General features: G+C 68.5%; 22 protein-coding genes and 1 pseudogene. 13 read left to right on the forward strand and 10 right to left on the reverse strand.

Annotated elements, in window-relative coordinates; all coding sequences use genetic code 11:
• Window positions 1-5: 5 nt before the first annotated feature.
• Window positions 6-1,547 carry a multidrug efflux transporter outer membrane subunit OpcM gene (gene opcM / locus BSE24067_RS24330; RefSeq protein WP_151067228.1) on the forward strand — a complete coding sequence of 514 codons (1,542 nt, stop codon included), beginning with the start codon at window positions 6-8 and terminating at the stop codon, window positions 1,545-1,547.
• 223 nt (window positions 1,548-1,770) lie between these two features.
• Window positions 1,771-1,945 (forward strand): annotated as a pseudogene (locus BSE24067_RS32845) (chlorhexidine efflux transporter); the annotation flags it as partial.
• A gap of 116 nt (window positions 1,946-2,061) precedes the next feature.
• Here the strand turns inward: BSE24067_RS32845 and BSE24067_RS24335 are convergent.
• From BSE24067_RS24335 to BSE24067_RS24355, 5 genes are all read right to left on the reverse strand, one after another.
• A complete protein-coding gene (locus BSE24067_RS24335) occupies window positions 2,062-2,913 on the reverse strand; it encodes an alpha/beta fold hydrolase (RefSeq protein WP_151067229.1) in 852 nt (283 codons plus the stop codon).
• Between the two features lie 270 nt (window positions 2,914-3,183).
• The gene (locus BSE24067_RS24340; RefSeq protein WP_151067230.1) at window positions 3,184-3,513 is read right to left on the reverse strand and encodes a DUF3579 domain-containing protein; all 330 of its coding nucleotides are present in this window, start codon (window positions 3,511-3,513) and stop codon (window positions 3,184-3,186) included.
• A 26-nt stretch (window positions 3,514-3,539) separates the two neighbouring features.
• Window positions 3,540-4,901, reverse strand: a complete 1,362-nt coding sequence (locus tag BSE24067_RS24345; RefSeq protein WP_151067231.1) for a sigma-54-dependent transcriptional regulator — start codon at window positions 4,899-4,901, stop codon at window positions 3,540-3,542.
• Entirely contained in the window at window positions 4,891-6,786 is a 1,896-nt protein-coding gene (locus BSE24067_RS24350) for a sensor histidine kinase (protein WP_151067232.1), read from the reverse strand. Before BSE24067_RS24350 ends, BSE24067_RS24345 begins: the two co-directional genes overlap by 11 nt.
• Window positions 6,787-6,931: 145 nt before the next feature.
• A complete protein-coding gene (locus BSE24067_RS24355; protein ID WP_151066084.1) occupies window positions 6,932-8,296 on the reverse strand; it encodes a 2-hydroxycarboxylate transporter family protein in 1,365 nt (454 codons plus the stop codon).
• Between the two features lie 422 nt (window positions 8,297-8,718).
• Between BSE24067_RS24355 and BSE24067_RS24360 the strand changes: the two genes are divergently transcribed.
• The 6 genes from BSE24067_RS24360 to BSE24067_RS24385 are packed head-to-tail and all read left to right on the forward strand — an operon-like array spanning window position 8,719 to window position 14,962.
• On the forward strand, window positions 8,719-9,558 hold the full coding sequence (locus BSE24067_RS24360; protein WP_151066083.1) for a MetQ/NlpA family ABC transporter substrate-binding protein: 840 nt from the start codon (window positions 8,719-8,721) through the stop codon (window positions 9,556-9,558).
• 10 nt (window positions 9,559-9,568) lie between these two features.
• A complete protein-coding gene (locus BSE24067_RS24365; RefSeq protein ID WP_151066082.1) occupies window positions 9,569-10,987 on the forward strand; it encodes an LLM class flavin-dependent oxidoreductase in 1,419 nt (472 codons plus the stop codon).
• Window positions 10,988-11,005: 18 nt separating this feature from the next.
• Window positions 11,006-12,193 carry a methionine ABC transporter ATP-binding protein gene (locus tag BSE24067_RS24370; RefSeq protein ID WP_151066081.1) on the forward strand — a complete coding sequence of 396 codons (1,188 nt, stop codon included), beginning with the start codon at window positions 11,006-11,008 and terminating at the stop codon, window positions 12,191-12,193.
• A complete protein-coding gene (locus BSE24067_RS24375; RefSeq protein ID WP_151066080.1) occupies window positions 12,186-12,842 on the forward strand; it encodes a methionine ABC transporter permease in 657 nt (218 codons plus the stop codon). The genes BSE24067_RS24370 and BSE24067_RS24375 overlap by 8 nt, the downstream gene beginning before the upstream one ends.
• A 54-nt stretch (window positions 12,843-12,896) precedes the next feature.
• A complete protein-coding gene (locus tag BSE24067_RS24380; RefSeq protein WP_151066079.1) occupies window positions 12,897-13,754 on the forward strand; it encodes a hypothetical protein in 858 nt (285 codons plus the stop codon).
• Entirely contained in the window at window positions 13,751-14,962 is a 1,212-nt protein-coding gene (locus BSE24067_RS24385) for an acyl-CoA dehydrogenase family protein (protein ID WP_151066078.1), read from the forward strand. The genes BSE24067_RS24380 and BSE24067_RS24385 overlap by 4 nt, the downstream gene beginning before the upstream one ends.
• Before the next feature lie 152 nt (window positions 14,963-15,114).
• Here BSE24067_RS24385 and BSE24067_RS24390 read toward each other — a convergent pair whose 3' ends face one another.
• Complete coding sequence (locus BSE24067_RS24390; protein ID WP_151066077.1) at window positions 15,115-15,963, reverse strand: helix-turn-helix domain-containing protein; 849 nt, start codon at window positions 15,961-15,963, stop codon at window positions 15,115-15,117.
• 255 nt (window positions 15,964-16,218) lie between these two features.
• Here BSE24067_RS24390 and BSE24067_RS24395 point away from each other — a divergent pair, with 255 nt between their 5' ends.
• Together BSE24067_RS24395 and BSE24067_RS24400 are read left to right on the forward strand one after the other, a co-directional pair.
• Complete coding sequence (locus BSE24067_RS24395; RefSeq protein ID WP_151066076.1) at window positions 16,219-17,181, forward strand: DUF2167 domain-containing protein; 963 nt, start codon at window positions 16,219-16,221, stop codon at window positions 17,179-17,181.
• Window positions 17,178-17,903 carry a site-2 protease family protein gene (locus tag BSE24067_RS24400; protein WP_151066075.1) on the forward strand — a complete coding sequence of 242 codons (726 nt, stop codon included), beginning with the start codon at window positions 17,178-17,180 and terminating at the stop codon, window positions 17,901-17,903. The genes BSE24067_RS24395 and BSE24067_RS24400 overlap by 4 nt, the downstream gene beginning before the upstream one ends.
• Window positions 17,904-17,975: 72 nt before the next feature.
• Here BSE24067_RS24400 and BSE24067_RS24405 read toward each other — a convergent pair whose 3' ends face one another.
• Complete coding sequence (locus BSE24067_RS24405) at window positions 17,976-19,367, reverse strand: MFS transporter (RefSeq protein ID WP_151066074.1); 1,392 nt, start codon at window positions 19,365-19,367, stop codon at window positions 17,976-17,978.
• A 247-nt stretch (window positions 19,368-19,614) separates the two neighbouring features.
• On the opposite strand from BSE24067_RS24405, the gene BSE24067_RS24410 reads away from it, so the two are divergent.
• Window positions 19,615-21,192 (forward strand): aldehyde dehydrogenase (NADP(+)), encoded by a 1,578-nt coding sequence (locus BSE24067_RS24410; protein WP_151066073.1) that lies wholly within the window; start codon window positions 19,615-19,617, stop codon window positions 21,190-21,192.
• Between the two features lie 99 nt (window positions 21,193-21,291).
• Here BSE24067_RS24410 and BSE24067_RS24415 read toward each other — a convergent pair whose 3' ends face one another.
• A complete protein-coding gene (locus BSE24067_RS24415) occupies window positions 21,292-21,681 on the reverse strand; it encodes a type II toxin-antitoxin system VapC family toxin (protein ID WP_244130494.1) in 390 nt (129 codons plus the stop codon).
• Window positions 21,682-21,698: 17 nt separating this feature from the next.
• Window positions 21,699-21,935 carry a type II toxin-antitoxin system VapB family antitoxin gene (locus tag BSE24067_RS24420; protein ID WP_244130493.1) on the reverse strand — a complete coding sequence of 79 codons (237 nt, stop codon included), beginning with the start codon at window positions 21,933-21,935 and terminating at the stop codon, window positions 21,699-21,701.
• Window positions 21,936-22,081: 146 nt separating this feature from the next.
• Here BSE24067_RS24420 and BSE24067_RS24425 point away from each other — a divergent pair, with 146 nt between their 5' ends.
• Entirely contained in the window at window positions 22,082-22,633 is a 552-nt protein-coding gene (locus tag BSE24067_RS24425; protein WP_151066072.1) for a hypothetical protein, read from the forward strand.
• Between the two features lie 180 nt (window positions 22,634-22,813).
• Here the strand turns inward: BSE24067_RS24425 and kdgD are convergent, their stop codons facing one another.
• On the reverse strand, window positions 22,814-23,728 hold the full coding sequence (kdgD, locus tag BSE24067_RS24430) for a 5-dehydro-4-deoxyglucarate dehydratase (RefSeq protein WP_151066071.1): 915 nt from the start codon (window positions 23,726-23,728) through the stop codon (window positions 22,814-22,816).
• A gap of 233 nt (window positions 23,729-23,961) precedes the next feature.
• Here kdgD and garD point away from each other — a divergent pair, with 233 nt between their 5' ends.
• Entirely contained in the window at window positions 23,962-25,515 is a 1,554-nt protein-coding gene (gene garD / locus BSE24067_RS24435; RefSeq protein WP_151066070.1) for a galactarate dehydratase, read from the forward strand.
• Window positions 25,516-25,668: the final 153 nt, after the last annotated feature.

The raw sequence follows: 25,668 nt of genomic DNA on the forward strand, positions 1-25,668 counted from the left end.
GAAAGATGGACAACATGTACAACTCGAATGGGCTGATGCGTGTCGCGAAGGCGGCGGCCGCGAGCACGCTGCTCGCGACGCTGCTCGCCGCGTGTGCGGTGGGGCCCGACTACAAGCGCCCGGACGTGTCGACGCCCGCAGCGTTCAAGGAAGCGCCGACGCTCGCGCCCGGCGAACAGGCCGGCACGTGGAAGACCGCCGAGCCGGCGGACGGCGCGCATCGCGGCGAATGGTGGAAGGTGTTCGGCGATCCGGTGCTCGACGCGCTCGAAGAGCAGGCGCTTGCGGCGAACCAGAACCTGAAGGCCGCGGCCGCGCGTGTCGAGGAAGCCCGTGCGGCGACCCGCACCGCGCGTTCGCAGTGGTTCCCGCAGGTCGGCGTCGGCTTCGGGCCGACGCGCGAAGGCGTGTCGTCGGCGTCGCAGTTCCAGCCGCAGGGCACGGGGCCGACCACCGCGACGCTGTGGCGCGCGCAGGGCACGGTGTCGTACGAGGCCGACCTGTTCGGCCGCGTGAGCCGCAACGTCGAGGCGTCGCGCGCCGACCAGGCGCAGAGCGAAGCACTGTTCCGTTCGGTGCAGCTCGCGCTGCAGGCCGACGTCGCGCAGAACTACTTCGAGCTGCGTCAGCTCGATTCGGACCAGGATCTGTACCGCCGTACGGTCGAACTGCGTGAAGAAGCGCTCAAGCTCGTGCAGCGCCGCTTCAACGAAGGCGACATCAGCGAGCTCGACGTGTCGCGCGCGAAGAACGAACTGGCGAGCGCGCAGGCCGATGCGGTCGGCGTCGCGCGCCGGCGCGCGGCGTCCGAGCATGCGCTCGCGATCCTGCTCGGCAAGGCGCCGGCGGACTTCGCGTTCAAGGAAACGCCGATCGTGCCGGTCGCGGTGAAGATTCCGCCGGGCCTGCCGTCCGCGCTGCTCGAGCGCCGTCCGGACGTATCGGCGGCCGAGCGTGCGATGGCGGCCGCGAACGCGCGGATCGGTCTCGCGAAGTCGGCGTATTTCCCGAAGCTCGATATCACGGGTGCGTTCGGATATGAGGCGTCGACGCTCGGCAACCTGTTCCTGTGGTCGAGCCGCACGTTCCTGCTCGGGCCGTTCGCCGGCACCGCGCTGACGCTGCCGCTGTTCGACGGCGGGCGGCGTGCGGCCGGCGTGCAGCAGGCGCGCGCGCAGTACGACGAGCAGGTCGCGAATTACCGGCAGCAGGTGCTCGTCGCGTTCCGCGAAGTCGAGGACAATCTCGCCGATCTGCGGCTGCTGGACGATCAGATCCGCGCGCAGAATGCGGCCGTCAACGCATCGCGCCGCTCGGCGACGCTGTCGCGCACGCAGTATCAGGAAGGCGAGGTCGCGTATCTCGACGTGATCGACGCCGAGCGGTCGGTGCTGCAGTCGCAGTTGCAGGCGAACCAGCTGACCGGTGCGCAGGCAGTGTCGACCGTGAACCTGATTCGTGCGCTCGGTGGCGGCTGGGGGGAGGCGCCGGCGTCGACTGCGGTCGGCAAGGCGGCGACCGGCAACGCGGAGGTGGCGGCGCGCTGAGCGCCCGGCGTGAACCGCGGAAGATCCATCATCGATCGATCGACGCCTCCGAAATGACGACCCCCGTTCACGCAGGCTCGCACCTGCGTGAACGGGGGTTTTTCATTGCGATTCGCGGCGAGGTTGCAACTAACGGTCTAGCTCGTTCTGCACCTGCAAGCGCGGCAGGCGCGGCAATGCCGCGCGTGTCTCGATCAAGCCACATGGTCTTCAGCACGCTGCGCTCGTGACCTTCGTGATTCCGCTGATCGCGTGGTGGCGGGACGTGCGCTGTTGCGGGCGATGCTGTACGACGCGGTGCTGATCGTGTTCTTCCGATCTTTGTGTTCACGTACAGGCGGGCGTTCGACAGCGTGTTCGGGTTGCCGGATGCGGTCACGCGCGAGGCCGAACCGGTCATGCCACGCGGCGGCGACCTGAAGGCGAAGCGTCGCAGGCGGGCCGCACCGTTTCGTTCACGAAGGAGAGGGGAGCAACGGGCGGCGTGCATGCCGCCCGCGAGCGTGACGCGGGGTTATGCGGCGACGAAGTCGTGCACGTAACGGTTGAACACCGCGGGGCTCGCCGCGTTCATCCCGTGCGACGCGCCGGCGACGGTCTGCCGTTGCGCATCGCCGATCCACTGCGACAGCATGTCGACGTTGTGGCGGAACATCTTCGGGCTGCGCTGGCCGTCGATCAGCAGCGTGCGGCACGCGATATCCGCTGCGGCCTGCTGCGAATACGCGGGCAGCGGATCGCGCAGCTGCTTCGGCAGCGTGCTTGCGTTGTCGATCGCCATCGTGCGAAAGCGCGACGTGCTCTTCTTCCATGCGCCCGGCACGCTCACCGAATCCACGAACATTTCGAGGCCCGCTTCGACTTCGCCCTGCTCGATCAGATTCACGGCCTTCGTGCGCAGCGCGATCGCGGCGGCCGGCAGCGCGGCTTCGCGCACGCCCGGCTGTTGCAGCGGGCCGCCCGGGTCGGCGAGCGTCAACGTTTCGACGAGATGCGGATGCTGGCGCGCGACGTTGAACGCGACGCTGCCGCCGCGCGAATGGCCGACGAGATGCACGGGGCCGAGATCGAGCGCATCGATGAATTCGGCGAGTTCGTCGACGTGGTTCTGCCAGCTGAATTCGCCCTGGATGCCCGCTTCGACGGCCGGCCAGTAGTGGCTCAGGCTCGGCGCGATGCAGCGGTAGTGATCCGACAGCGACGCGAGTTGCGGATCCCAGTAGCGGTAATCGCACAGCGATCCGTGCACGAACACCATCGGCGCGCCGCTGCCCCGCTCGACATACGGCAGGCTGATGCCTGACGACAGCGTCGCAAATTGCAGGTCGGGGTTCGCGAGCACCGAAGGCTCGATTCGCATGTTCATGACTGAAAACTCATTGGGTGCGTCATCACGTCGCAACTATGCCTGACGCCGACCTGCAAGGAAAACGCATAATTTTCATCGCGACGATCAATTTTATTGATGGCTCGGCGGGAAACCCCTGGCGCAGCGTGGGGGTCGGGCGAGCCTTTCAATCATCTGACGATCGATCGTGCGACCGAAGGCACGTGCGGACGCCCGCGCAAGCGCGCGTCTGAGCAGTGCGGAAGCACGGGGAAGGAAGCGGAAAGGCCGCCGAACGCGGCCTGCGCGTCACTGCACCGCGAGCGCGGGCGCGGCCTGAAGCTTGACGGGCAGATCGTTGTCCGCCGCGAACTGCATCGCGAAGTCGAACGCATCGGCACAGGCTTCGCGCAATTCGTCCGACACGAACAGGCATTTGACGCCGCCGTCGACGACCGGCATCGCCAGCCGCGACAGCGCGCACGGATAGCCGGGCCGCCGCTCGCCGACGAACAGCGTGATCACGCCCGCGAGCCGTTCGGGCCAGTCGCTCGGGCGGAAGGTCTTGTGCGCGCGCGTGACGCCGCGGATCAGGTGGCCGTCGAGGCGGCCGTGTTCGGTGATGTCGATGCGATCCATGCCGGTGTTGCGTATCCTCGTGCGCGTCATTCGCCGCCGTCGGCGGCCGCGTCGCCGCGCGCGGGAATCCGCAGGTGGCGCAGCTTGTGATAAAGCGTCTTCTTCGGCATGCCGAGCGCCTCGCTCGCGTCCGCGACGTTGCCGTGGTGACGCCGCAGCATGTCCTCGATCAGCATTCGCTCGAAATACGCGAGCTGCTCCGCGAGCGTGCCGCCGGCCGTCGCCGTGCCGCCGGACGACAGCAGGCTGTCGCCGGTCAGCCCGAGCACGAAGCGGTCGGCCACGTTCTGCAGTTCGCGCACGTTGCCGGGCCACGCGTGCGTCATCAGTTCGGACACCTGCGCGGCGGTGACGACCGGCGCCGGCTGCCCGAAGCGCCGTGCGGCCGCGAGCACGAAATGCTCGAACAGCAGCGGCACGTCCTCGCGCCGCTCGCGCAGCGGCGGCAACTCGATCTGCGCGACGTTGAGCCGATACAGCAAATCCGCGCGAAAACGCCCGTCGGCCGCGAGTTCCGCGAGATCGGCCTTCGATGCGGCGATCACACGGCAGTCGACCGGAATCAGCTCGTTCGCGCCGAGCCGTTCGACCACGCGCTCCTGCAGCACGCGCAGCATCTTGATCTGCAGCGGAATCGGCATCGTCTCGATCTCGTCGAGGAACAGCGTGCCGCCGTGCGCCCATTCGATCTTGCCGATGCGTTTCTTGATCGCGCCGGTGAACGCGCCGGCCTCGTGGCCGAACAGTTCGCTCTCGAACACCTGTTCCGGCAGGCCGCCGCAGTTCAGCGCGACGAAATGCGCGTCGCGCCGGCCGCCGAAGTCGTGCAGGCTGCGCGCGATCAGCTCCTTGCCGGTCCCTGTCTCGCCGGTGATCAGTACCGACACCGACGTGTCGGCGAGGCGCAGGATCTTCTTGCGCACGTCGGCCATCGCGGGCGACTTGCCGAGCACGTACGCGTCGATGCCCTGCCAGTTGTTCAGCGCCGCGCGCAGCCCCTGCACCTCGAGCGTGAGCCGACGTTTCTCGACCGCGCGCGCGACGCGCCCGGCGATCACGTCCGACGAAAACGGCTTCTCGATGAAGTCGTATGCGCCGTCCTGCATTGCGCCGACCGCCGTCGAAATGTCCGCGTGGCCGCTGATCAGCACGACCGGGATCTGCGGATCGACGGCCATCACGCGTTCGAGCAGCTGCAGCCCGTCGATGCCCGGCATCCGGACGTCCGACACGATCACGACCGGCGCGCCGGGCGCGACGTGCGCGAGCGCGTCGGCGGCGGACGCGAATGCGTCGACCGGGAACCCGGCGAGCGCGACGGCCTGCTCGACGCCGATCCGGACGTTTTCATCGTCCTCGACGACCAGCACGCGAATTTCATCTTCCATGCTCTGTCCTTTGTTGCGGCGTCGCCGCCGCGAATTCGATGGTGAACCGCGCGCCGCCTTCGTCGCGGTTCGTCGCGGCGATCTTCGCGCCGAACGCCTCCACGATGCGCGACGTGATCGCGAGGCCGAGCCCGAGGCCCTGGCCGCGCGGCTTGGTGGTCACGAACGGCTCGAACAGGTGCGGCAGCACGTCCGGTGCGATGCCGGCGCCGCTGTCGGCGACGGTCAAGCGCACGCGGCCGGCTTCGTCCGCGTCGCCGATTGGCGCGGCCTCGATGACGATGCGCCGCACCGGCGCGTCGTGCACCGCGTCGAGCGCGTTGCCGAGCAGGTTCACGATCACCTGCTGCAGCTGGCTCGATTCCGCGGACACCGTCGTGCCGGGCGCGATGTGCACGTCGAGCTGCACGCCTTCGTCGCGGATCCGCGCATCGTAGATCAGCCGCGCATGTGCGACGGCCTCGTTCAGCGACACCGCGACGCGCTCCACGTCGGGCTTGCGCGCGAAGGTCTTCAGCTCGCCGGTGAGCACGGCCATGCTGTCGACGAGCTTGCCGATCCGTTCGAGATTCGCGTACGCCGGCGCCGGCTGGCCGCGCTCGAAGAACGTGCGCGCGTTGTCGCACAGCGTGCGGATCGCGACGAGCGGCTGGTTCAGCTCGTGCGTGAGGCCGGCCGCCATCTGTCCGAGCACCGCGAGCTTGCCCGCGTGCACCACTTCCTGCTGCGAATCGCGCAGCCGCTGCTCGGTGCGTTCGCGCTCGACGATCTCGCGCTGCATGCGTTCGTTCGCGGCGGTCAGCGCGGCCGTGCGCTGCGCGACGGTCAGCTCGAGTTGATCGTTCGCGCGGCGCAGCGCGTCCTGCGCGTTGAGCCGCGCGGCGATCGCCCGCCGGCGCTGGACCGCGTAGCCGACCAGCAGCGCGGCGATCAGGAACGCGCCGGTGACGAACACGAACGCGGTCTGCTGCTGGCGCCGCGCACCGGCGATGTCGAGCAGCACCATCAGCGAATCGCCCGCCTGCGGCGCGGGGCGCGACATCACCAGATAGCGCGTGCTGCGGCCCGCGTGCCGCGTATCGGGGAACGTGCCGAACCATGCGGCGGCGCCGCGATCGCCGATGCGGCGGTACGGCAGCACGTCGACCGTGCGGCCCGCGTATTGGCGCGATGCCTGGATGTCGCGCTGCTGCTGTGCGGTGATCGGACGCAGCGCAGTGAACTTCCACGCCGGCTCGGTCGAGATCACGATCACGCCATTGCTGTCGACCACCATCGCGGCGACCCCCGGCGCGCGCCACGCGGACTCGAGCGGGTCGACGCTGATCTTCACGGCGGCCGCGCCGATCGGCACGCCGCCGTCGCGCACCGCGCTCGCGAAGTAGACGCCCGGCACGCCGGTGTTGGTGCCGATCCCGAAGAAGCGGCCGCTGCCGCGCGCCAGCGCGTCCTTGAAGTACGGCCGGTACGACACGTTGGTGCCGACGAAACTGATCGTCTCGTTCCAGTTGCTTGCGGCGATCACTTCGCCGCGCAGGTCGATCACGTCGACGGCGCCGCTGCCGGCGTCGCGGTTTACGGCTTCCAGATAGGTATTGACCGAATGCACGAGATCGGACGCGTCGTGCGGCGCAGCCTTCAGCAGCGCGCGCACGCCGTCCTGCCGCGCGACCAGGCCGGGCAGGATCTCGAAGCGGCCGAGCTCGCTTTTCAGGCTCGACGCATACAGGTCGAGCCGGTGTGCGCCGGTTTCCTCGAGCGCGTCGATCGCGCGTTCCCATGCGAAATCGACGGCCGCGCCCGCCACGCCGACATACAGCACGGCGGCCGACGCCCAACCCCACCACGGGATTCCCTTGAAGCTCTTCTGCACGTTCGCCCTCATCGAAGCCCGCAGCCGGTCGCCCGCAGCCGGTCGCCCGCCGCCGGTCGCCCGCAGCCGGTCGCCCGCAACGACACGCGCCGCGCACCGGCAGAGCCGGCGGCGGCGCGTGCGAAGCGGCGTGCGCGACGGTGCGCGCGGCCGCGCGTTATCCGAAGTGCGCGACCAGGATCAGCGTCACCGTGACGACGATCGCGCCGCCGATGCGGGTGGCGATCTGCGCGAACGGCATCAGCTGCATCCGGTTCGCGGCGGTCAGGATCGCAACGTCGCCGGTGCCGCCTTGCCCGCTGTGGCAGGCGTTCACGATTGCGGTGTCGATAGGGTACATCTTCAGCAGGCGGCCGACCACGAAACCGGTGCCCATCAGCGTCGCGACGGTCGACACGATCGTGATCACGTTGACGATCGTGAACGCGGCGGTCAGCTTGTCCCACGGCGTCATCGCGACGCCGATCGCGAACAGCAGCGGATAAGTGACGGCCGTCGAGAAGAACTTGTAGACGACGAACGCGCCTTCCTGCAGCGGCGGCGACACGGCACGCGCGAGCTTCACGAGCACCGCGAGGAACAGCATCGCGACCGGCGCGGGCAGCCCGAACAGCTTGTGCGCCATCAGGCCGACCAGGTACAGCGTGATCGCCGTGATGCCGGCGCCCGCGATGTGCGTGACGTCGACGTGCCCGCGGATCTCCTCGTTCTCGGGCGTCATGTCGCCGCTTTCGCCGACCTGCAGGCGGCCGTTGCCGGTCAGGTGCGGCAGGCGCTTGCCGATCATGTCGAGCGCGCCCGACAGGATGATCGCCGTCAGGCTGCCGAGCATCACCGACGGCAGCACCATCGCGAACATCTCGCCCTGCGGCAGGTGCATCAGTTCCGAATAGCCGATCGACAGCGGAATCGCGCCTTCGCCGACGCCGCCTGCCATGATCGGCACGACGATGTACAGCAGCGTGTGGCGCGCGCCCAGGCCGAGCGCGGTGCCGACTGCCGTGCCGACGATCGCGGCCGCGACCGAACCGACGGCGAGCGGGATGAAGATCTTCACGAAGCCCTGGATCAGCACGCGGCGGTCCATGCTCAGGATGCTGCCGACGATGATCGACGCGATGAACAGGTACAGGAAGTTCGTCGACTTCGTGAACTCGACCGTCAGGTTCAGCACCGGTTTCGGCAGCACGTGATAGTAGGTGAGCGCCGACGGCACGAAGGTCGCGAAGATCGCGGCCGCGCCGATGTTGCGCAACAGCGGCAGGCGCTTGCCGAGTTCCGCGCACGTGAAGCCGAAGAACGCGAGCACGGCGATCGCCATCGAGATCTCGCCGGGCACCTTGCCCGTCACGGCAAAGCCGACGATCAGCCCGAACAGGATCAGGTAGACCGGCAGCGGGATGATGCCGATGCGGATTTCCATCAGCTTCCACCAGCCGTGCGGCCAGAAGCGTTCGCGCGTGACTGGACCGGCTTCGGCGATGGCCTCGGGACGGGACGGGGTATGGATAGAGGTCTGCAAGACGTGTCTCCTGATGTTGGAATGCCTGCATCGCTTCGCGGCATCGTGTGCCGTCTATTACGCAACCCCCATGCCAGAATTCCGGCCTGCCCGAATATTTCTAATGCGTTGATTCATAAGGGATTTGTTTCGTCTGCGGAAAGAGTTGCGGCGGCCCGCAGGCCGAGATTTCGGAATTCGCGCGGCGGCGAGGCCGAGATTTCGGCCAGATGGCCGGCCCGGCCCGCTTCGCCCGCTGATCGCACGCCATATCGCCGCGCGCGATTTTCTTCGCACAATCGCTTCGTAGACCGCCCTGACGCCGCTCTCTATCATCGGCTGATCCTTTTCCGATGCGATGACGACCGTCCGGAGAACGCCCGCGCGTTCGCCGCGGCGCCGCTCATCCGTCGATACCGTCTTTGGACAGGAGAGTGGTTTCCATGCTGCATTCCGTGTTTTCCGCCCGCTTTACGCCCCGCCGCTTCGCGATGCTCGCTCGCGTGGCGGCGGCCACGCTGCTCGGCGTCGCGCTGCTGAACGGCGCGCGCGCCGACACCGCGCCGCTGAAGGTCGGCATCTCGACGAGCCCGCAGATCGAAGCGCTGAAGATCGCCGCGAAGGAGGCGAAGGACCAGGGGCTCGACGTGAAGATCGTCGAATTCACCGACTGGAATACGCCGAACGCGGCGCTCGCGAACAAGGACATCGACGTCAACTACTTCCAGCACATCCCGTTTCTCGAGAACGCGAAGAAACAGGGCGGCTACAACTTCGTGGCGATCGCGCCGGGCACGATCATGAAGATCGGCCTCTATTCGAAGAAGGTGAAAAGCTTTGCCGAGCTGAAGGACGGCGCGCGCGTCGCGATCGCGAACGACCCGGTGAACGGCGGGCGCGGGCTGTTGCTGCTGCAGCGCGCGGGGCTCATCACGCTGAAGCCGGGCGCCGACTACCGTGCGACGACGCACGACATCGTGGCCAATCCGAAGCACCTGAAGATCATTCCGCTCGAGGCGTCGCAGCTTGCGCGCTCGCTCGACGACGTCGATCTCGCGCAGGGCTACCCGAGCTTCATCAAGCTCGCCGGCACGGCCGACCCGAACAGCGCGCTGCTGTTCGACGGCACCGAGAACAAGAACTTCGCGATCCAGTGGGTCGTGCGGCCGGAAAGCGCGAACGATCCGCGCATCCGCAAGTTCATCTCGATCTACCAGCATTCTCCGGCCGTGCGTAAAGCGCTCGACAACGCGTTCGGCTCGCTGTACGCGATCGCGTGGTGACGGAGGCGACATGACGACCGCGAACCGCAAGAAGATCCTGCTCAACGCGTTCAACATGAACTGCGTCGGGCACATCAACCACGGGCTGTGGACGCATCCGCGCGACCGCTCCGCGCATTACACCGATCTCGACTACTGGGCCGATCTCGCGAAGACGCTCGAGCGCGGCAAGTTCGACGGGATCTTTCTGGCGGACATCGTCGGCGTGTACGACGTGTTCGGCGGCGGCCCGGACGTCGCGCTGCGCGAATCGGTGCAGGTGCCGGTCAACGATCCGCTGCTGCTCGTGCCCGCGATGGCGCAGGTCACGCGGCATCTCGGCTTCGGCGTGACCGCGAACCTGACGTACGAGCCGCCTTACCTGTTCGCGCGCCGCATGTCGACGCTCGACCACCTGACGAAGGGGCGCGTCGGCTGGAACATCGTGACCGGCTATCTCGACAGCGCCGCGCGCGGAATGGGCCTCGCGCAGCAGATCGGCCACGACGACCGCTACGAACGCGCGGACGACTACATGGACGTCGTCTACAAGCTGTGGGAACAGAGCTGGGACGACGACGCGGTGATCCGCGACGCGCACGCGCGCGTGTTCGCGCAGCCGGGCAAGGTGCGGCGCGTGAAGCACGACGGGCCGTTCTATTCGGTCGATGCAATCCACCTGAGCGAGCCGTCGCTGCAGCGCACGCCGGTGCTGTACCAGGCCGGTTCGTCGGCGCGCGGCGTCGAATTCGCGGCGCGTCATGCGGAATGCGTGTTCGTGAACGGGCAGAGCAAGGCCGCCGCGCGCGCGGCCGCGCTCGACATCCGTGCCGCCGCCGCGCGGCAGGGCCGCGACCCGGCGTCGATCAAGATCTTTGCCGGCGTGAGCGTCGTGACCGCCGAGACCGAATCGCTCGCCCGCGAGAAGTTCGACGAATACCGGCGTTACGCGAGCCCGGAAGCGGGCCTCGCGCATTTCGCGAGCTCGACCGGCATCGATTTCGCGAAGTACGGCCTCGACGAGCCGATCTCGTACGTGAAGACCGATTCGATCCAGTCGGCCGTCGACGCGATCTCGCGCAAGAGCACGACCGGCACGTGGACGGTGCGCCGGATGCTCGAGCAGATGTCGCTCGGCGGCCGCTATGCGCCGATCGTCGGTTCGCCGTCGCAGGTCGCGGACGAATTGCAGGCGTGGATCGACGAAACCGGCATCGACGGCTTCAACCTGACTCGCACCGTGATGCCCGAGTCGTTCGAGGATTTCGTCGACTGGGTCGTGCCCGAACTGCAGAACCGCGGGGTCTACAAGGAAGACTACGATCCCGCGCCGACGCTGCGCGAGAAGCTGTTCGGCGCCGGCGCGCGGCTGCCGGCCTGGCACACCGGCGCGCAGCACCGGCCGGCTTCCGTGCCGGCAACGGAATCCGCGCATCCCGCGCATGCGTGAACGTGACGGAGCGAAGCGATGACGCAATTGTTCGATACGCTGGGTTTCATCGAGCCATCGGCCGTGCGGGCCGGTGCCGGCGCGGGTGCGCCGGCCGAACATGACGACGCGGCGGCCCGCACCGGCGGCGCTGCCGCCGTGTCGTTCGCGCACGTCGGCAAGGTGTTCGCGACGCCGCGCGGGCAGGCCGCCGCGCTGCGCGACGTGACGCTCGACGTGCGGCGCGGCGAGGTGTTCGGCATCATCGGGCGCAGCGGCGCCGGCAAGTCGACGCTGCTGCGGCTCGTCAACGGCCTCGAACGGCCGAGTTCCGGCAGCGTGCGCGTGCAGGGCGTGGACGTCGGCACGCTCGACGAGGACGGGCTCGTCGCGCTGCGCCGCCGCACCGGCATGGTGTTCCAGCATTTCAACCTGCTGTCCGCGAAAACCGTGTTCGAGAACGTCGCGCTGCCGCTGAAGATCGCGGGCGTGCCGAAGGCCGAGCGCACGCGCAAGGTCGATGCGCTGCTCGATCTCGTCGGGCTCGCCGCGAAGCGCGACGCGTATCCGGCCAGCCTTTCCGGCGGCCAGAAGCAGCGCGTCGGCATCGCGCGCGCGCTGGTGCACGACCCCGAGGTGCTGCTCTGCGATGAAGCGACGTCGGCGCTCGATCCCGAGACGACGCAGTCGATCCTCGCGCTGCTCGCCGACATCAACCGCCGCCTCGGGCTGACGATCGTGCTGATCACGCACGAGATGGAAGTGATCCGCGCGGTGTGCGACACGGTCGCGGTGATTGAACAGGGCGAGGTCGTCGAAACGGGCCCGGTGTGGCGCGTGTTCGGCGATCCGCGTCATGGCGCGACGCGCGCGCTGCTGAGCACGCTCGTGCACGACCTGCCGGCCGAGCTCGCCGCGCGCGTGCAGCCGCTGCCGGAGCACGCGGCGCTGCCCGACGGCGCGCAGATCGTGCTCGACCTCCGCTATACGGGCGAAAGCGGCGGCGAGCCGGACGTCGGCGCGCTGGCCGCGGCGCTCGGCGGCTCGGTGCGGTTCCTGCACGGCGGGATCGAACGGATCCAGGGGCATGCGCAGGGGCGGCTCGTGATCGCGGCCGCGTCCGGTGCGAACGAAGGCGGCGCGCAGCTTGCGCGCGGCGTCGTTGCAGCATTGCTCGAACGCGCACGCCGCCATGCGAACCACGCGGAGGTGCTCGGCTATGTTTGAGCTGTGGTGGCCCGAACTGCTCGACGCGATCCGCGACACGCTGTCGATGGTCGGCGCGTCGGCCGCGATTGCCGCGCTGCTCGGCATCCCGCTGGCCGTCATTCTCGTGACGACCGCGCCCGGCGGCATCTACGAGCGGCGCGGCGTGAACGCGGTGCTCGGCGCGCTCGTCAACGTGTTCCGCTCGACGCCGTTCATCATCCTGCTCGTCGCGCTGCTGCCGTTCACGCGCGTCCTGATCGGCACGACGATCGGCGTATGGGCGGCCGTCGTGCCGCTGTCGATCGCCGCGATTCCATTCTTCGCGCGGATCGCCGAAGTGAGCCTGCGCGAAGTCGATCGCGGGCTGATCGAGGCCGCGCTCGCGATGGGCGCGAAGCGCCGCCATATCGTGTGGCACGTGCTGCTGCCCGAGGCGCTGCCCGGCATGCTCGGCGGCTTCACGATCACCGTCGTCGCGCTGATCGGCTCGACCGCGATGGCCGGCGCCGTCGGCGCGGGCGGGCTCGGCGATCTCGCGATCCGCTACGGCTATCAACGTTTCGACACCACCGTCATGGCGACCGTGATCGTGATCCTGATCGCGCTCGTCTCGGCCGTGCAAATCACGGGCGACCGCCTGGTCCGACGCGTGACCCGGCGTACCTGAGCGGCGCCACGAGCGCCGGCTCTTTTTCATTGAAGACCTGAGAGAACGATACCCATGACCTTGCCCATCGGTGCTCCGCGCGAGTGGAACGGACAATTCGAGGAAGCGCTGTTTCTGGAGGTGGCGCGACGCCATCGTCCAGACTTCCCCGACAAACTCGCGACGCCGCCGCGCGAGCCGCGCGGCGAACACGAACTGGCCGCCGTCGCCGACTACTACACGAAGATGGCGTCGCACGACCTGTTCATCGTGCAGGTCGTCGCGAAGGCGATCGACACGCTGTTTCGCGACGACCCGCATTTCCAGCTGATCCTGTCGCGCCAGCTCGGCGACGACGGCGCGCACGCGGTGATCGGCCGCGACCGCGTGACCGAGCTGACGGGCCGCGATCCGCTGCCGGAAGTCGAACGGCTCGTCGCCGCGCACTGGGCGCGCATCGGCGACATCGCTGTGCGCGACGTCGCCGGCTTCCTCGCATTCGAATGGCATTACGAGTTGCACATCCTCGCGAAGCTGTGGATCCAGCGCAAGACCGCGCGCATCGCCGACGGCGCGATGCGCGAGCACGGCGAGAACCGGATTCGCCCGGACGAGGAATGGCATCGCGTGCAGATCGTGCAGTGGTGGTTCGACACGCTGGAGGCGCTGCCGGCCGCCGAGCGCGATGCGCTGATCGACCGCGTGCTCGCGGCCGACGAGGAAACGCAGGCGCGGCTCGACGGTTATCTGCATGACGAATACGCGCACACCGCGCACGTTTTTGGCGCGGATATCGCCGAATACCGCGCAATCTACGACGACTGGCGGCGCGAGATCCTGTCGCGGCTGACCGGGCGCCCGCTCGGCGCGTTGGTGCCGCTGTCGGGTGAAGCCGTCGCGCACGAAACGACTGCACAGGAAGCGGCCGCATGAACGATCCACGCGGGCCGGCAACCGTTGCGCCCGATACCGATGCGCCGGCCACAACCGACGACGTGCTCGCGCGTGCGATCGACGCGCTGCGCGCGACGGCCGTCGAACGCGATCGCGCGGGCGGTCACGCAGCCGCCGAGAAGCAGCGGCTCGCCGACGCGGGCCTGCTCACGCTCGCGGTGCCGCGCGAATTCGGCGGCCAGGAAGCGGCGTGGCCGACGATCTACGACGCGATCCGGCGCATCGCCCGCGTCGACAGCGCGCTCGCGCATCTGGTCGGGTTTCAGGCGCTGCAGGTCGTGAGCGTCGACGTGTGGGGCAACGCGGCGCAGCGCGAGCGTTACTTGCGCGGCACGGTCGAGCATCGCTGGTGGTGGGGCAATGCCGTCAACCCGCTCGACACGCGGCTCGCGGCGACCGCGACGCCCGACGGCGGCTACCGGCTCGACGGCGTGAAGGGCTTCTGCTCGGGCACGCGCGGGTCGCAGCGGATGACCGTGTCCGCGCATGATCCGGACACCGGTCGCGCCGTGTTCGGCGTGGTGCCGACCGATCGCGACGGGATCACGGTCGACGACGACTGGGATCCAATCGGCCAGCGCCAGACCGACAGCGGCAGCGTGCGTTTCGACGGCGTGGTGCTTGCGCCCGAAGAGGTGCTGCACCGGTCCGAGACGCCGCCCACGCCGCGCGCGACGCTGCGCACGCTGGTGTCGCAGCTCGTGCTGACCAACCTGTTCGTCGGGCTCGCGGAAGGCGCGCTGGCCGAGGCGCGCGACTACGTGCTGAAGCACGGCCGGCCGTGGATCGCCGCCGGCGTGGCACGGGCGAGCGACGATCCTTATACGCTGCAGCGCTTCGGCGACATGCGCGTGCACGCGGTGGCCGCGGCCTCGCTCGCCGATCGTGCGGCCGCCGCGTTGCAGCGTGCGTGGTCGCGGCGCGACGCGCTGACGGCCGATGAACGCGCGCAAGCCGCACTCGCGGTGTCGGACGCGAAGATCGTCGCGCAGCGCGCAGCGCTCGAGAACGGCGAAGCGCTGTTCGATGCGTGCGGCGCCCGCGCGACGGCCGCATCGCTCGGTCTCGACCGCTTCTGGCGCAACGCGCGCACGCATACGCTGCACGATCCGCTCGACTATCGGCTGCGCGATGTCGGCCGGTTCGCGCTGACGGGGGAATGGCCGCAGGCGTCGCTTTATACGTGATTGGGCGTGCGTCTTCACCGGCAGTCATGCCCGGCAGGCCGTCGTCAACCCGTCTTTCGATCGGCGGCCCTTGTGCGGCGCCGCTGCACGAACGGCACGGGCTGCTCGCGCGTCGCGTGAAGCGCGGCGCATTCGAGCGCCGTTGACGCTGCTCACGACACCGGCAACTGATCCGCCAACGCCCGCATCGCGTCCGCCGTCTGTTGATTCGCCGGGAAAAACGCCTCGATCGCGAGTTCCGACAGCGTGACGTCGACCGGCGTGCCGAACACCGTCGTCGTACTGAAGAACGTCAGCTCGCCGCTGGCGGCGCGCAGCCGCAACGGCACCGCGATATCCGCGTAATCCGTGCGCGCCGGCGCATCGTCGGGCTGGCCGGCCGGCGCAGGATACGCGGCGAGTTCGTCGCGCAGCGTATGCAGCGTGCGGTCGCCGCTCGCATCGATCTGCCGTTGCAGCCGGTGCAGGATATGCGCGCGCCACTCGTGCCAGTTGACGATTTGCGACGCGAGGCCGTCCGGATGCAGGCTCAGGCGCAGCACGTTGACGGGCGGCTGCAGCAGCGCGGAGTCGGCCTGCGCGACCAGCGCGCCGAGCATCCGGTTCGCGGCGAGCAGCGTCCAGTGCCGATCCACCGCGAGCGCCGGATAGGGCTCGTGGCCGCGCAGCACCGCTTCGACCGCATGGCGCGCCGCGTCGAGCTGCGGATCGGAAAACGGCCGCTCGCGAAAGAGCGGCGCATAGCCTGCCGCGACGAGCAGCGCATTGCGTTCGCGCAGCGGCACGTCGAGGCGCTCGGCGAGATGCAGCACCATGTCGCGGCTCGGCTGCGCGCGGCCCGATTCGACGAAGCTCAGGTGCCGCGCGGACACGTCCGCGTCGAGCGCGAGCGCCATCTGGCTCAGGCGCCGGCGCTGGCGCCACGTGCGCAGCAGCGGGCCGATGCCGGATGCGCGGCCGGCGGACGGAGGGGGCGATTGGAGGGCGGCGGTCGAGTTCATGGTGACGATGATAGGCAATCCCGCGCGCGCCGGGCATTACCTGCGAGGTAAGCATTCCGGATCGGTGTGCGTCGCCGGCGCCGCAAGCCGGCACGCGCGGCGCCGTTTCACCGCGCATTTCGTCGCCGGAGGGCCCGGGAAGCTGCGTTACCATAGCCGCCGTGCCACCTGAGAGGCGGCGCCGGCCCGCGGCCACGATGGCCCGGCCGGACGCCGCGCACATCGACAACAAGGTAGTCCCGGGGGAATCCAATAATGAAAACATTCGCCGTCCGCGTCGCCTGCGTGGCGATGCTCGCGCTCGCCGCAACCCGCGGCCACGCGCAAACCGAAGCCGCGCAGGTCGAGATGAGGGCCGCCGCCGCGGCCGCCAACAAGGCCGTCGTGAACGGGCCGGCCGATATCGACGTCAAGCACGAAGCGGTACTGAAGCTGAAGCAGGGCGAGTCTTTCGTGCCGGCCGCCGAAGCCGGCCGCTACCTGCGCTCGATGGGCAATTCGATCGACGAATCGACGCTGGTCGGCCTCGTGCTGCCTGACGACCCGGACGCCGACTGGATCTCGGTCGTGTCGTTCGAGCCGAGCGGCTACATCCGCGACGACGACGCGAAAGACTGGAAACCCGACGAGCTGCTGAAAAGCCTGCAGGCCGGCACCGAGCAAAACAACCCGGCGCGCAAGGAGCGCGGGCTGCCCGAAAACGAGGTGGTCGGGTGGGCGCAGGCGCCCGTGTACGACGCGGCCACGCATCGGCTCGTGTGGTCCGCGATCATCCGCCACAAGGGCGCGGCCGCGAACCCGGAGCGCGACGGCGTCAATTACCGGACGCTCGTGCTCGGCCGCGACGGCTACCTGTCGCTGACGATGGCGTCGACGCTCGCCGATCTGCCGAAGTACAAGCGTTCGGCGGACGGCCTGCTCGCGAACATCCGCTTCAACGACGGCAAGCGCTACGCCGATTTCAACCAGTCGACCGATCACGTCGCCGAGTACGGCCTCGCGGCGCTGATCGTCGGCGTCGGCGCGAAGAAGCTCGGGCTGGTCGCGCTGATCGGCGCGTTCGCGGTGAAGTTCTTCAAGATCGGCGCGGTCGCGCTGCTCGCGGGCGGCGCGGCGCTGAAGCGCTTCTTCGGCCGCAAGCCGAAGCCGGCGGCCGTGCCGGTCGCCGTCGATGCAACCGATGCCACCGCCGTGTCCCGCGCGGAGCGCAACGAATGACGAAACTGTTGCTGCTGGTCTTCGGCGGTCTGAAGCTCGGCAAGGTGCTCGTATCGGTGGGCAGCATGCTCGCGTCGATCGCGGTCTACGCGATGTTCTACGGCTGGCGCTTCGCGGCCGGCTTCGTCGCGCTGCTGCTGGTGCACGAAGCCGGCCACTATGTGGCCGCGCAGCGGCGCGGGCTCGACGTCGGGCTGCCGGCCTTCATCCCGTTCGTCGGCGCGTGGATCCAGTTGAACGAGCTGCCGCACGACGCGGAAACCGACGCGTACGTCGGGCTGGCCGGGCCGTTCGTCGGCACGCTCGGCGCGCTCGCCTGCTATGCGCTCGCGCGGCACTACGACAGCAACCTGCTGCTCGCGCTGGCCTACACAGGCTTCTTCCTGAATCTCTTCAACCTGATTCCGCTGTCGCCGTTCGACGGCGGGCGCATTACCGCGGTGCTGTCGCCGCGGATCTGGTTCGCGGGCGTGCCGGTGCTGATCGCGCTGTTCGCGTACCGGCCGAGTCCGCTGCTGATCGTGATGGCGATCCTCGCGCTGCCGCAGTTGAAGCGCGCGTGGCGCTACGATCCCGACGCGCCGGAGAACCGCGCGTACTACGCGACGTCGGTCGAAACGAAAACGACCTACGCGCTCTGCTACGTCGGCCTGCTCGCGTTTCTCGCGCTGATGACGTCCGGCGTGCACGACATGCTGCGCGTCGCGCATTCCGCGGCCTGACCGACGGAAAAGCGGCGGCCGCTGACACGCGGCCGCCGCCGTCCTGTTCCTGCGGCCGCACGCGTCCGACGCTCAAGCGTCGCGATGACGCAACTCGACGCGCTTGATGTCCTTCACGATCACCAGATAGCTGAACACCGTGACGAGCGCGTTCAGCCCGACGAACACGAGCGCGCCGTTGAACGAGCCGCTCGCGCCGACGAGGTAGCCGATCGCGATCGGCGCGACGATGCCCGCCGTGTTGCCGAACATGTTGAACAGGCTGCCCGACAGGCCGATCGCTTCCTTCGGGGCGGTGTCCGCGACGACGGCCCAGCCGAGCGAGCCGATCCCCTTGCCGAAGAACGACACGGCCATCAGCACGATCACCAGCCCTTCGCTGTCGACGTAATTGCAGCCGATGATGACCATCGACAGCAGCATTCCGCCGACGATCGGGATCTTGCGCGCGAGCGTCAGCGACACGCCGCGGCGGATCAGCGTATCCGACAGCATCCCGCCGAGCACGCCGCCGAGGAACCCGCAGATCGCCGGCAGCGACGTCATGAAGCCGGCCTTCAGCAGCGACATCCCGCGCGCCTGCACCAGGTAGATCGGGAACCACGTGAGAAAGAAGTACGTGAGCACGTTCACGCAGTACTGGCCGAGATAGACGCCGAGCAGCATCCGGTTCGACAGCAGCTGGCGCACGTAGTACCAGCCCGCGACGCGGCTGCCTTCGGACGCGGCGCCGCTGCCGCGGGCGCCGCCCGGCCGGCCCGTCGTGCGGACCAGGCCGCCGCCGTGCCCGATATGCTCGAGTTCCGCGCGGTTCACGCGCGGATGGTCGGCCGGATCCTTCATCACGCGCAGCCACAGGAGCGCGAGCGCGATGCCGGCGAGGCCGAGCCACAGATACACGTGGTGCCAGCCGTACGCATGCGTGAGCCACGCCATCAGCGGCGAGAACACGACCGCCGCGAAGTATTGCGCGGCGTTGAAGATAGCCGACGCCGTGCCGCGCTCGGCGGTCGGGAACCAGCTCGCGACGACCTTCGCGTTCGCGGGAAACGCCGGCGCCTCGGCGATGCCGACCGCGAAACGCATCGCGAACAGCGCGGCCACGGCGAACGCGGCGCTGCCGCCGACGCCGATCGTGCTCTGCAGCAGCGTGAACGCCGACCACAGGAAGATGCTGGCCGCATACACGCGGCGGGCGCCGAAGCGGTCGAGCAGCCAGCCGCTCGGCAGCTGAGCCAGCACGTACGCCCAGCTGAACGCCGAGAAGATGTAGCCCATCGTGACCGGGTCGATGCCGAAGGCCTTGCGGATCGGCGTGCCGGTGATCGACAGCGTCGCGCGGTCCGCATAGTTGAGCGTCGTGACGACGAACAGCATCGCCAGGATCCAGTAGCGCACGGCGGTGCGGCGCGCGCTGCCGGCGAGTTCGATCGGAAGATCGCGAGAGGGGGGTTGATTAGGCACTTTAACGTACGTCGTCGTATGACATGGGCTGAAGTTTATGGATAACGGCGGGGTGCTGGAACCTCGGGTTTTCCCTTTGAATGGCCGGAAGACACGCGCGACTATCGCTCTTCGCAAGGCCAGACAACGCTTTGACGCGGGTGCCGGGAGAGCGGCGGTACCCCGGCAAGCACGCAACGTTGTCGGCAGACATCGTATCTGTTGAGCTACAATGATCGAATCATTCCCGAACCACGGAGCACACCCGATGCAACTGACTGGAGAGATGCTGATCGGCACCGACGCGGTGGCCGGCTCGGCCGGAACCTTGCGCGCGTTCGATCCGACGAAGGGCGCGCCGATCGACGAACCGGCATTCGGCGTCGCGACGCAGGCCGACGTCGAGCGCGCGTGCGCGCTCGCGCGCGACGCCTTCGACGCGTATCGCACACAGCCGCTCGCGGCTCGCGCGGCGTTTCTCGAAGCGATCGCCGACGAAATCGTCGCGCTCGGCGACACGCTGATCGAGCGCGCGCACGCCGAAACCGGCCTGCCCGTCGCGCGGCTGCAGGGCGAGCGCGGCCGCACGGTCGGCCAGCTCCGGCTGTTCGCGCGCGTCGTGCGCGACGGCCGCTTCCTCGCCGCGTCGATCGATCCCGCGCAGCCCGCGCGCACGCCGCTGCCGCGCTCGGACCTGCGGCTGCAGAAGATCGGGCTCGGGCCCGTCGTCGTGTTCGGCGCGAGCAACTTCCCGCTCGCGTTCTCGGTGGCCGGCGGCGACACCGCGTCGGCGCTGGCGGCCGGCTGCCCGGTGATCGTGAAGGCCCACGAGGCGCATCTCGGCACGTCCGAGCTGGTCGGCCGCGCGATTCGCGCGGCGGTCGCGAAATGCGGGATGCCGGCCGGCGTTTTCTCGCTGCTGATCGGCCCCGGCCGCGTGATCGGCGCGGCGCTCGTCAGCCATCCGGCGATCCAGGCAGTCGGTTTCACCGGATCGCGGCAGGGCGGGATGGCGCTCGTGCAGCTCGCGAATGCGCGACCGCAGCCGATTCCCGTCTATGCGGAAATGAGCAGCATCAACCCGGTCGTGCTGTTCCCGGCCGCGCTGGCCGCGCGCGGCGACGCGATCGCGGCCGGCTTCGTCGATTCGCTGACGCTCGGCACCGGCCAGTTCTGTACCAACCCGGGCCTCGTGCTGGCCGTCGACGGCCCCGATCTCGACCGCTTCGAGGCCGCCGCCGCGCAGGCGCTCGCGAAGAAGCCGGCCGGCGTGATGCTGACGCGCGGCATCGCCGACGCGTATCGCAACGGCCGCGGCAAGCTGGCCGAATTGCCGGGCGTACGAGAAATCGGCGCGGGCGAGGCGGCGCAGACCGAATGCCAGGCAGGCGGCGCGCTGTATGAAGTCGCCGCGCAGGCGTTCCTGTCCGAGCCGGCGTTCGGTCACGAAGTGTTCGGGCCGGCCTCGCTGATCGTGCGCTGCCGCGATCTCGACGAAGTCGCGCGCGTGCTCGATGCCCTCGAGGGTCAGCTGACGGCCACGCTGCAGATGGACGCCGGCGACAAGCCGCTCGCGCGCCGCCTGCTGCCGATCCTCGAGCGCAAGGCCGGGCGTCTGCTCGTCAACGGCTACCCGACCGGCGTCGAGGTGTGCGATGCGATGGTGCACGGCGGGCCGTTCCCGGCGACGTCGAACCCGGCGGTCACGTCGGTCGGCGCGACCGCGATCGACCGCTTTCTGCGGCCGGTGTGCTATCAGGATTTCCCGGACGACCTGCTGCCGGAAGGGTTGCAGGAAAGCAATCCGCTGGGGATTCCGCGGCTGCGGGACGGGAAGGCGGAGTGACGGTGTGAAACGGCTGGAGGCGCGTGCCGCGAGGCGCGCGTTGCCGCACGTTGTTGAAACGCGGCGGCGGACGGTGCCCACGGGCGCGTCCGCCGTTTTTTATTGATGGCGAGCTTTCGAGCCGCCACTTTGGCGCGGTCGGTGAGCGGGGTGCGCGACGAGTTGCAGGCGCTCGGCTGCAGCCAGCAGGCGCCGATTGCGTGTCCACAACTTGCCGCCAGTGGTCAGTCTGGCGGACGCAAGGAGATGGGCGTCGACGTAACCGATGCCGAGCCCGTGAAGCGGTACGACATCGATCATGCGCTGGACTTCGTCGTCGGTTGCCGGGGTGGCGGCGCGAAGGTCGCGCAGCGCATCCAGTACGGTCTGGCGATCGCGCATGCTGGCGAGCGCGAGCTCGCCGATGATGAACGGATGAATCAACACGCGTTCGGCTTCCAGCAAGGTCGTAAGCGTCGCATCGCCGGCCCGAACGTGGTCGATCCACACTTAAGTGTCGACAAGAATCATGCAGGCTCCGATGGGCGCCGCGGAACAGATTCGAGATCCGGCTCGGTACCGCCGAGGCGGGCAAGCCGGCGTGCGCTTTCGCGCGCGATCAATGCACGCAGCGCTTCTCTCACCAGCGCCGATTTTTCGGTGACGCCGGTCAATTGCTGCGCTTTGGCGAGCAGTGCGTCGTCGAGCGATAAGTGGTGCGCATGAGCGGCTCCCGAGGAAGGCCGATGCATCGGTTGAGGCATCAAATGATGCTATGGATGATGTGTTGCCCCACCGACGCGGGCGTCGGCTTCCCTGTCTCCCGAATTTCTCCTACAGTAGCGAGGCCTCGGACCGCCCGGTCCGCAGGCGAGCCTGAGAGACCAAAAATCCAACAAGGAACCCTCCGATGAACATCAGCAAGCGCGGCGACCACCTGTTCGCCGCCGGATTATGGAAGGCGATCGGCGACGTCGCCCAATCGGTTCGCAGCCAGATCGGCGAATACAGCGAAGGCCGCGTCCTCGCCAACACGCTGCTGGAATTGCGGCGCGACCTGGGCGGCGGCGAATTCGACATCACGATCAACCAGGGGCGCGTCGTCACCGATTCCGATGCGCATTCGCTCGCATTCGGCCACGCGGTTCGCCGCTTCAGGCAGGACATGGAAGCACTCGTGTTCGCGCTGAAATATCGCCGCGATATCGACGAACGCGATCAGCGCGCGCGCACCGACGCCCTGACGCAGGCCAACAATCAGCTCACGACGGCGAAGCAGTCCGCGACGATCACGGTCGGCCGGTTCTTCGATGCGGTCGTCGACCGCGACGTGCTCGCGCAGATCCTCGACAACGCGTCGAACGCACGTGCACGGACAGGCACACAGGCGCAGGTCGAGTCGACACGGATCAGGCTGGGTATCGTGCGTCACCGGCTCGTCGGGATCATCGCGCAGATGTGACGGCGGCGGCATAGCGCGGCGTGGCAGGAAGCCGCGCCGCCGACAGATGACGCACGCATCGCAGCGGTTGCGCGCGCGTCGTTTCAGGCAAATCGGATCGCTCGCGCCATGCGCGAGCGGTCGCACGGCGAACCGGCCGGCAGCGGCGCCGACGAACGCCCCGCTGCCGGCCGCGCTCGTTTACTGCGGACCCATCTTCTTGATCAGCACGTCGAGTTCGGCCAGCTCCGCATCGGTCAAATCGACGAGCGGTGCGCGCACCGGGCCCGCGTCGTGGCCGACGAGCTTCGCACCCGCCTTCACGATGCTGACCGCATAGCCGGCGCGGCGGTTGCGGATCTTCAGGTACGGCAGGAAGAACTCGTCGATCAGGCGGCCGACCGTCGCGTGGTCGTCTTTCGCGATCGCTTCGTAGAACGCCATCGCCGTCTTCGGGATGAAGTTGAACACGGCCGACGAATACACCGGCACGCCGAGCGCCTTGTACGCGGCTGCATATACTTCGGCCGTCGGCAGGCCGCCGAGGTATGCGAAGCGGTCGCCGAGGCGGCGGCGGATCGTGACCATGCTTTCGATTTCGCCGACGCCGTCCTTGAAGCCGATCAGGTTCGGGCAACGATCGGCGAGGCGCTCGAGCATGTCGGCGTTCAGCTTCGAATTCGCGCGGTTGTACACCACGACGCCGATTTTCAGCGAGCGGCACACCTGCTCGACGTGCTCGGCGATGCCTTCCTGGCTCGCTTCGGTCAGATAGTGCGGCATCAGCAGCACGCCGCTCGCGCCGAGGCGCTCGGCTTCCTGCGCATATTCGATCGCGACACGGGTCGCGCCGCCGGCGCCGGCCAGGATCGGCACCTTGCCCTTGCAGGTTTCCGTCGCGACGCGGATCACGTCCGAATACTCGCGCTGCGTGAGCGAGAAGAATTCCCCGGTGCCGCCGGCCGCGAACAGCGCGGTCGCGCCGTACGGCGCGAGCCATTCGAGGCGTTCGGCGTAGGTGGTCGGACGGAAGCTGCCGTCCGCGTCGAAATCCGTCAGCGGAAACGACAGCAGGCCGTGGGAGATGATCTGTTTGAGTTCTTGCGGTGAGGTCATGGTTGGGTCGTCCGTCTAGCGCGAGTGCTGGGTTCGTCGGGCACGGCATCCGGGCCATATTGGCGATGTCGTTGTATGTCATCGTACAACGCAAGAAAGAGCGACGCAAGCGGTTTGCTGGCCGGGCAAAGTAGGGTCTTTCCGGATAAGGGTTTACTGAGCATCGCAGGATGGTGTTGAATGTCGTATGATGACTAACGATTAGACGGTAGCCTAGCCTCCAGGAATATCCGATGACTGCTTCCCCTCTCTACATTCGCGTGCACCCGGACGACAACGTCGCGATCGTCGTCAACGACGGCGGCCTGCCGGAAGGCGCGACGTTCGCCGACGGCCTGACGTTGCGCGAAGGCGTGCCGCAAGGTCACAAGGTCGCGCTCGTCGACCTCGCGCCCGGCGACCCGATCGTCCGCTACAACGTCGTGATCGGCTACGCGCTTACCGAGCTGCGCCGCGGCAGCTGGGTCAACGAGCGCACGATGCGCATGCCCGAGCCGCCCGGCCTCGACGATCTGCCGCTCGCGACGCGTGCCGCGCCGCCGCTGCCGCCGCTCGAAGGCTATACGTTCGAAGGATTCCGCAATCCCGACGGTTCGGTCGGCACGCGCAACATCCTCGCGATCACGACGACCGTGCAGTGCGTGTCGGGCGTCGTCGAGCATGCGGTGAAACGGATCAAGGAAGAATTGCTGCCGCGCTACCCGAACGTCGACGACGTGGTCGGGCTCGAGCACACGTACGGCTGCGGCGTCGCGATCGATGCGCCCGATGCCGACATCCCGATCCGCACGCTGCGCAACATCAGCCTGAACCCGAACTTCGGCGGCGAGGTGATGACGGTGAGCCTCGGCTGCGAGAAGCTGCAGCCCGAGCGGCTGCTGCCGCCCGGCGCGATTCCGGTCGCGGCCGACGGCGCGACGGACAACGGCGGCATCGTGTGCCTTCAGGATGCCGCGCACGTCGGCTTCAACTCGATGATCGACTCGATCATGAAGATGGCCGAATCGCATCTCGAGCGGCTGAACCGCCGCCGGCGCGAAACCTGCCCGGCATCGGATCTCGTCGTCGGCGTGCAGTGCGGCGGCAGCGACGCGTTTTCGGGGCTCACCGCGAACCCGGCGGTCGGCTTCGCGGCCGACCTGCTGGTGCGTGCGGGCGCGACGATCATGTTCTCGGAAGTGACCGAAGTGCGCGACGGCGTCGCGCAGCTCACGTCGCGCGCGGCGAACGAAGAAATCGCGCGCGAGATCATCCGCGAGATGGACTGGTACGACCGCTATCTGCAGCGCGGTCGCGTCGACCGCAGCGCGAACACGACGCCCGGCAACAAGAAGGGCGGGCTGTCGAACATCGTCGAGAAGGCGATGGGCTCGATCGTGAAGTCGGGCAGCGCGCCGATCGCCGGCGTCGTGCGCCCCGGCGATCGCGCGCGGCAGAAGGGGCTGCTGTACGCGGCGACGCCCGCGAGCGACTTCATCTGCGGCACGCTGCAGCTCGCGGCCGGGATGAACCTGCACATCTTCACGACCGGCCGCGGCACGCCGTACGGCCTCGCGCAGGTGCCGGTGATCAAGGTCGCGACGCGCAGCGATCTCGCGCGCCGCTGGCACGACCTGATGGATCTCGACGCGGGGCAGATCGCGACCGGCGCGGCGACGATCGAGGACGTGGGTTGGGAGCTGTTCCGTCTGATGCTCGACGTCGCGAGCGGTAAACGGCGCACGTGGGCCGAGCAATGGAAGCTCGCGAATGCGCTGACGCTGTTCAACCCGGCGCCGGTGACCTGAGCCGCAGGTCGCGACGGCACGCGATGCGGGCGCCTTCGGGCGCCCGTTTTCGTTGGGACGGCGCGATTTGCTTACCTCGAACGTAATCGACCGGCGGTGCGCGGCCGGCGACGATAGCGCCACGCGAACCCGAAACGTTCGCGGCATCGTCTT

Origin of the sequence: Burkholderia latens, assembly GCF_902499045.1 — a bacterium.
Classification (GTDB): Bacteria; Pseudomonadota; Gammaproteobacteria; order Burkholderiales; family Burkholderiaceae; genus Burkholderia; species Burkholderia latens.

Excerpts from the sequence above, each read along its gene's own strand:
- opcM (WP_151067228.1), top strand. The coding sequence starts at position 6 with ATGGACAACATGTACAACTCGAATGGGCTGATGCGTGTCGCGAAGGCG.
- BSE24067_RS24335 (WP_151067229.1), bottom strand. The coding sequence starts at position 2,913 with ATGAACATGCGAATCGAGCCTTCGGTGCTCGCGAACCCCGACCTGCAA.
- BSE24067_RS24340 (WP_151067230.1), bottom strand. The coding sequence starts at position 3,513 with ATGGATCGCATCGACATCACCGAACACGGCCGCCTCGACGGCCACCTG.
- BSE24067_RS24345 (WP_151067231.1), bottom strand. The coding sequence starts at position 4,901 with ATGGAAGATGAAATTCGCGTGCTGGTCGTCGAGGACGATGAAAACGTC.
- BSE24067_RS24350 (WP_151067232.1), bottom strand. The coding sequence starts at position 6,786 with ATGAGGGCGAACGTGCAGAAGAGCTTCAAGGGAATCCCGTGGTGGGGT.
- BSE24067_RS24360 (WP_151066083.1), top strand. The coding sequence starts at position 8,719 with ATGCTGCATTCCGTGTTTTCCGCCCGCTTTACGCCCCGCCGCTTCGCG.
- BSE24067_RS24365 (WP_151066082.1), top strand. The coding sequence starts at position 9,569 with ATGACGACCGCGAACCGCAAGAAGATCCTGCTCAACGCGTTCAACATG.
- BSE24067_RS24370 (WP_151066081.1), top strand. The coding sequence starts at position 11,006 with ATGACGCAATTGTTCGATACGCTGGGTTTCATCGAGCCATCGGCCGTG.
- BSE24067_RS24375 (WP_151066080.1), top strand. The coding sequence starts at position 12,186 with ATGTTTGAGCTGTGGTGGCCCGAACTGCTCGACGCGATCCGCGACACG.
- BSE24067_RS24380 (WP_151066079.1), top strand. The coding sequence starts at position 12,897 with ATGACCTTGCCCATCGGTGCTCCGCGCGAGTGGAACGGACAATTCGAG.
- BSE24067_RS24385 (WP_151066078.1), top strand. The coding sequence starts at position 13,751 with ATGAACGATCCACGCGGGCCGGCAACCGTTGCGCCCGATACCGATGCG.
- BSE24067_RS24390 (WP_151066077.1), bottom strand. The coding sequence starts at position 15,963 with ATGAACTCGACCGCCGCCCTCCAATCGCCCCCTCCGTCCGCCGGCCGC.
- BSE24067_RS24395 (WP_151066076.1), top strand. The coding sequence starts at position 16,219 with ATGAAAACATTCGCCGTCCGCGTCGCCTGCGTGGCGATGCTCGCGCTC.
- BSE24067_RS24400 (WP_151066075.1), top strand. The coding sequence starts at position 17,178 with ATGACGAAACTGTTGCTGCTGGTCTTCGGCGGTCTGAAGCTCGGCAAG.
- BSE24067_RS24410 (WP_151066073.1), top strand. The coding sequence starts at position 19,615 with ATGCAACTGACTGGAGAGATGCTGATCGGCACCGACGCGGTGGCCGGC.
- BSE24067_RS24420 (WP_244130493.1), bottom strand. The coding sequence starts at position 21,935 with ATGCCTCAACCGATGCATCGGCCTTCCTCGGGAGCCGCTCATGCGCAC.
- BSE24067_RS24425 (WP_151066072.1), top strand. The coding sequence starts at position 22,082 with ATGAACATCAGCAAGCGCGGCGACCACCTGTTCGCCGCCGGATTATGG.
- kdgD (WP_151066071.1), bottom strand. The coding sequence starts at position 23,728 with ATGACCTCACCGCAAGAACTCAAACAGATCATCTCCCACGGCCTGCTG.
- garD (WP_151066070.1), top strand. The coding sequence starts at position 23,962 with ATGACTGCTTCCCCTCTCTACATTCGCGTGCACCCGGACGACAACGTC.